Origin of the sequence: Actinotalea sp. (assembly GCF_041597215.1) — a bacterium.
Lineage (GTDB): Bacteria > Actinomycetota > Actinomycetes > Actinomycetales > Cellulomonadaceae > Actinotalea.
Genome location: NZ_JBFHHB010000289.1, coordinates 1 through 3,565, shown reverse-complemented (window position 1 = coordinate 3,565; position 3,565 = coordinate 1). Strand labels below are relative to the sequence as shown.

At 74.4% G+C, this 3,565-nt stretch carries 3 protein-coding genes and 2 pseudogenes; all 5 read left to right on the top strand.

All coding sequences use genetic code 11. The annotated features are described in order from the left end of the window. Positions 1-321, top strand: a pseudogene (locus tag ABWK99_RS14770) (IMP dehydrogenase); the annotation flags it as partial. Beyond that, positions 318-1,826 (top strand): amidohydrolase, encoded by a 1,509-nt coding sequence (locus ABWK99_RS14765; protein ID WP_372595457.1) that lies wholly within the window; start codon positions 318-320, stop codon positions 1,824-1,826. The pseudogene ABWK99_RS14770 and the gene ABWK99_RS14765, both read left to right, overlap by 4 nt. A 50-nt stretch (positions 1,827-1,876) precedes the next feature. Beyond that, positions 1,877-2,185: a hypothetical protein gene (locus tag ABWK99_RS14760; protein ID WP_372595456.1), complete on the top strand. Its 309-nt coding sequence runs from the start codon at positions 1,877-1,879 to the stop codon at positions 2,183-2,185. Between the two features lie 62 nt (positions 2,186-2,247). Next, positions 2,248-2,940 (top strand): SDR family NAD(P)-dependent oxidoreductase, encoded by a 693-nt coding sequence (locus tag ABWK99_RS14755; protein ID WP_372595455.1) that lies wholly within the window; start codon positions 2,248-2,250, stop codon positions 2,938-2,940. Positions 2,941-2,999: 59 nt separating this feature from the next. Continuing rightward, positions 3,000-3,565, top strand: a pseudogene (locus ABWK99_RS14750) (D-hexose-6-phosphate mutarotase); the annotation flags it as partial.

Genomic DNA, 3,565 nt, shown 5'->3' with positions numbered 1-3,565 from the left:
GTCATGGAGGCCGTCGGCATGCAGTCCTCCTGGGACACGGCCCTGGCGATCACCCGGCCCGGTGGCACGGTGGGCTACGTCGGGGTGCCCGGGGGGATGACCGACGGTCTCTCGCTCGCCTCGCTCTTCCCGCGGAACGTCGGGCTGCGCGGCGGGATCGCCCCGGTGCGTGCCTACCTCCCGGAGCTGCTCGCCGACGTGCTCGACGGCACGATCGACCCCTCGCCCGTCTTCGACCTGGAGCTCCCGCTCGAGACGGCCCCGGAGGGGTACGCCGCGATGGACGAGCGGCGGGCGATCAAGGTCCTCCTCCGGCCGTGAGCGTGCTGCTGCGCTCCGCCCGGCTCGTCGACCTCGGGCAGTCGGGCTCCGCCACCCCGGAGGGGGCCGTCGACCTGCGGGTCGAGTCCGGCCGGTTGGTCGCCGTCGCTCCAGCGCTGGAGCAGCGACCCGGCGAGGAGGTCGTCGACCTCCGTGGTCGGTGGGTCCTGCCGGGGCTGTGGGACGCGCATGTCCACATGACGCAATGGGCGCTCGTGCGTCGGCGTCTGGACGTGGCAGACGCGGCGTGCGCCGAGGACGTCGTGGCCCTCGTGGTGCGCAGGCTGCGGACCCAGCCCGTGCCCGAGGGCGAGCTGCTGGTGGCCTTCGGGTTCCGCGACGGGCTGTGGCCGGACAGCCCCACGGCCGCGCTGCTCGACGACGGGATCGCCGCCGCCGGTCTGCCGCCGACACCGGTCGTGGTGATCTGCGGGGACCTGCACAGCGCGTGGCTGAACACCGCCGCCGCCGCCCACCTCGGCGTCTCCCCGGGCATCCTTCGGGAGGACCCGTGGTTCGCCCTGTCCGGCCGCCTCGACGCGCGGAGCGACGAGGTCCTGGACGCCTGGGTGGACGACGCCGTGCGGGCCTCGGCCGCACGCGGCATCGTCGGGATCGGCGACTACGAGATGGCCGACAACCTCGCGGCCTGGCAGCGACGGCTCGGCGCGGGGACCCGTGTGCGGGTGTCCGCCGGCGTCTGGCGCGAGCACCTCGACGGAGCCGTGGCCCGTGAGCTCGCGACCGGCGACGTCCTCCCCGGGAGCGGCGGGCTGCTGCAGATGGGTTCGCTCAAGGTCATCAGCGACGGCTCGCTCAACACGTTCACGGCCTACTGCCACGAGGCCTACCAGTCCTCGACCGGGAGCTCGACCCATGGCGTGCTCAACGTCGGCCCGGAGGACCTCCTCCCGCTCATGGCCAAGGCCGCGCGACATGGCATCCACGCGGCGATCCACGCGATCGGGGACCGGGCGAACGCCCTGGCGCTCGACGCCTTCGAGGCCTCCGGCGCCCGCGGGAGCATCGAGCACGCGCAGCTGCTCGACCGCGGCGACATCGCGCGCTTCGCCGCGCTCGGCGTCGCCGCGAGCGTCCAGCCGGAGCACGCCATGGACGACCGGGACGTCATCGACCACTACTGGGCCGACCGCGCGGACCGCGCCTACCCCTTCGCGGACCTGCACGCGGCCGGGGTGCGCCTCCTGCTCGGCTCGGACGCCCCGGTCGCCCCGCTCGACCCGTGGCATGCGATCGCCGCGGCGGTCTCGCGCAGCAGGGACGGGCGGGAGCCGTGGCATGCCGATCAGGACCTGTCGGTCCGTGTCGCCCTGGCCTCCTCGGTGCGCTCGGCCGTCGCGGTGGGCGAGCCGGCGGACCTCGTCGTGCTGGATGCAGACCCGTTGACCTGCGGGGCCGATCTGCTGCGGGCGATGCCCGTGGCCGGGACCATGCTCGCCGGGCAGTGGACGCACGACGCGCTGGGACGCACCTCGGGGCCTTGACGGCCGCGGGGCCGGGGCGTTCGCTGGGGGTACTCGCGGAGGTGGGGACCATGCGGCACGGACGGACCATCCTGATGCTCGCTGCGATGCTCCTCCTGCTCGCGGCCTGCGCCGCCGGTGGGAACGAGCTCGTCGGCACGGCGGGGGTCGAGCGCGACCCGGTGGGCTTCTGGTGGGGCCTGTGGCACGGGCTGATCGTCCCGATCACCTTCCTCGTCTCGCTGTTCACCGACACCGTGAACATCTACGAGGTCCACAACGCGGGGAACTGGTACGACGCGGGCTTCGTCCTCGGGCTGACCTTCTCGATCGGCAGCGGGCCCTTCGGCGCCTCTCGCCGTCGGTCGGGGCGCCGCTGAGCCACCGGGATCCGGACCACCGCTGACGAGCGGTCCCGCCCGAGCCGACCTACCGTGGTCGGGTGAACCTCGACGGAGCAGTGGTCCTGGTGGTCGGTGCCTCCGGCGGGCTGGGCTCGCGCATCGCGGCGCACCTGCGAGCGGCAGGGGCCACCGTCGTGCGCACCGGCCGCACGCCGGCGAGGATCAGCGGTCCCGGCGCCTACCTCGCCGACCTGCGGACCCCGCAGGGCGCCGAGTCCGCGGTGGCCGCTGCGGTCGACGCGCACGGGCGGCTCGACGGAGTCGTGATCGCGGCGGGTGTCGTCGCCTTCGGCCCGGCCGCCGAGGTGAGCGACGAGACGCTCGAGGAGCTCATCGAGGTGAACACCCTCGGACCCATCAGGCTGCTGCGCGCAGCGGTCCCGCACCTGCTGGCCTCGGCCGAGGCCGGGCGCGAGCCCTTCGTCGTGACCCTGAGCGGCGCGGTCAGTGAGCGACCGACGGCGGGCCTCGCCGCCTACTCGGCCTCCAAGGCGGGCCTCGCAGCGTTCGTGCAGGCGGCGGGTCGGGAGCTGCGACGATCGGGGATCCGGCTGCTCGACGCGCGGCCGGGCCACACGAGCACGGGACTGAGCACGCGCGCGCTGACCGGGACCGCCCCGGCCTTCGGGACCGGGCTCGACCCGGACGCCGTCGCTGCGCGCATCGTCGTGGCCCTGCGCGACGGGGAGCGTGACCTGCCGAGTGCGGCGTTCGAGCACGGACCGCGCTGAACCGGGCAACGATCGGCAACCGCGCACCGTGACGTCCGGCGACGCGGCATGATGCAGTCGTGAACCACGTGCCGCTTCCCGCCTCCGTCCACCTCGGCCCCGAGATCGGAGGTCTCCCGGTACTGAAGGTCGATGGACCCGAGGGCTGGGCGGAGATCCACCTCTCCGGCGCACACGTCACGGCCTGGGGCCCCACCGGGCGCCCCTCCGCCCTGTGGCTCAGCCCGCTCAGCCGGTTCGGCGCCGGAGCCGCCATCCGCGGCGGCATCCCGCTGTGCTTCCCGTGGTTCGGGCTCCTCGAGGGTGTCCCGGACGCCCCGCAGCACGGGCTGGGCCGGACGGCGCTCTGGGAGCTCGCGGACGTCCAGGAGGTCGGGAGCGAGGTCGTCGTCCGGATGACGATGACCGACGACGCCGGAACGCGCGCCTCGGCCTGGCCGCACCCCTTCGCCGCCACGTGCACCGTGACGGTCGGGGCCCGGCTCACCGTGGAGCTGGAGTTCACGCACCGCGGGACCGAGCCGGTCCGGCTCGAGGCGGCACTGCACACCTACCTCACCGTCCCGGACGTCACCGCCGTCGAGATCGCGGGACTCGAGGGGGTGTCCTACATCGACAAGACCGC

Excerpts from the sequence above, each read along its gene's own strand:
- ABWK99_RS14760 (WP_372595456.1), top strand. The coding sequence starts at position 1,877 with ATGCGGCACGGACGGACCATCCTGATGCTCGCTGCGATGCTCCTCCTG.